Genomic DNA, 1,264 nt, shown 5'->3' with positions numbered 1-1,264 from the left:
WTTTARWWWTTAAATAAAAGACATAATTAATTAAAATTATAATTTGCTATTAGTATCTTTTTAAAAATATTTACAATTATTTTAATAGGTTATGCAAGAAGTCTAATTAATTAAAATTATAATTTGCTATTAGTATCTTTTTAAAAATATTTACAATTATTTTAATAGGTTATGCAAGAAGTCTAATGATTAATTACTTTTTTATCATATGCTTTTTGACCTGTTTTAGGATCTAATACTGGAACTATTAATTTAGATATTTGTTCACCATTACTTTCTAATTCTTTACGATTAAAAGGTAATAATTTGTTTAAATAATCTATATGATCTTGATAAATACTATCAGGGTTAGTACTTGTAATTAATATTAATTTTTTATAATCACGAACTGCTTGCATAATAGCTTCTTTTTCTGATTTACTAAATTCATTTGCTTCTTCAAGTCAAATAATACATAAATCAGCACCATTTGCTCGTGCTGTACCTTTACCTAATACTTGCGATGAATTACTTTTTCTAGCACCTTGTAATTTAATAAAACTACCATTAGGAAATGTTCAAGTAGGTTTATTAAAACGAGCATTATATTGATAATGACCGCCTTTTCATTTTTTAGTAGGATTAAGGATTAAACCAACTTTATCTAATGCATCTTGAATATCTTGTTGCATTTCAGCAGTATCAGCACTATTTAATCTAAAACCATATATTGCTATTTTTTTATCTTTATTAGCTAATACAACACAACTTAATAATGCTATTAATTCATCAATAGAGTATGTTTTACCCGCTTTCCGACTACCTGCTAAATTAATCTCATCAGCAATATATTCAGTATTGTTTAATAAGCTAATTACTATCTTATTAAGATAACTATATTCATATAACATTGCCATTATATCTTTCTCCCATCTGTTATGTTAATTACTGGGGGAGCATAATTTATTTCAGTTTCATTTTCACGGCCATAATACTGTGCATATACTGATACACCCCCTTAGTTTCGTTTAAGAGATGTAATTTTATATTATTTTCTAATATTCTTATTTTCATTTTAAGTTCATTAAATGCTAATAAATTACTGTATTTTAAGGCATTATATTCATCTTCTTCTAAATTGCAAAAGATTAATAAGGTTTCTTTTGTGGCAAGTTTGATATTATTTTCTTTACAATATTCATCAAATTTTGTTAATTTTTGCTTTATTTTTGTTAAATTTGCAATTATTCATCACTTTTTATCTACTTTTGCCATCTTTTTTMCT

2 protein-coding genes are annotated in these 1,264 nt (G+C 24.3%); both read right to left on the bottom strand.

What is annotated here, in order from left to right:
• Nucleotides 1-182: 182 nt before the first annotated feature.
• Complete coding sequence (locus EHV01_RS05735; RefSeq protein WP_422066623.1) at nucleotides 183-896, bottom strand: phage terminase large subunit; 714 nt, start codon at nucleotides 894-896, stop codon at nucleotides 183-185.
• A 46-nt stretch (nucleotides 897-942) separates the two neighbouring features.
• The coding region (locus tag EHV01_RS05730; RefSeq protein ID WP_422066622.1) for a hypothetical protein at nucleotides 943-1,264 on the bottom strand (322 nt) is incomplete at its 5' end.

The sequence above is a fragment of the Spiroplasma sp. hy2 genome, assembly GCF_044714365.1.
Lineage (GTDB): Bacteria > Bacillota_I > Bacilli_A > Mycoplasmatales > Mycoplasmataceae > Spiroplasma > Spiroplasma phoeniceum.
Note: the sequence above shows the minus strand (reverse complement) of the source record. Positions and strands in the feature narration are given on the sequence as shown.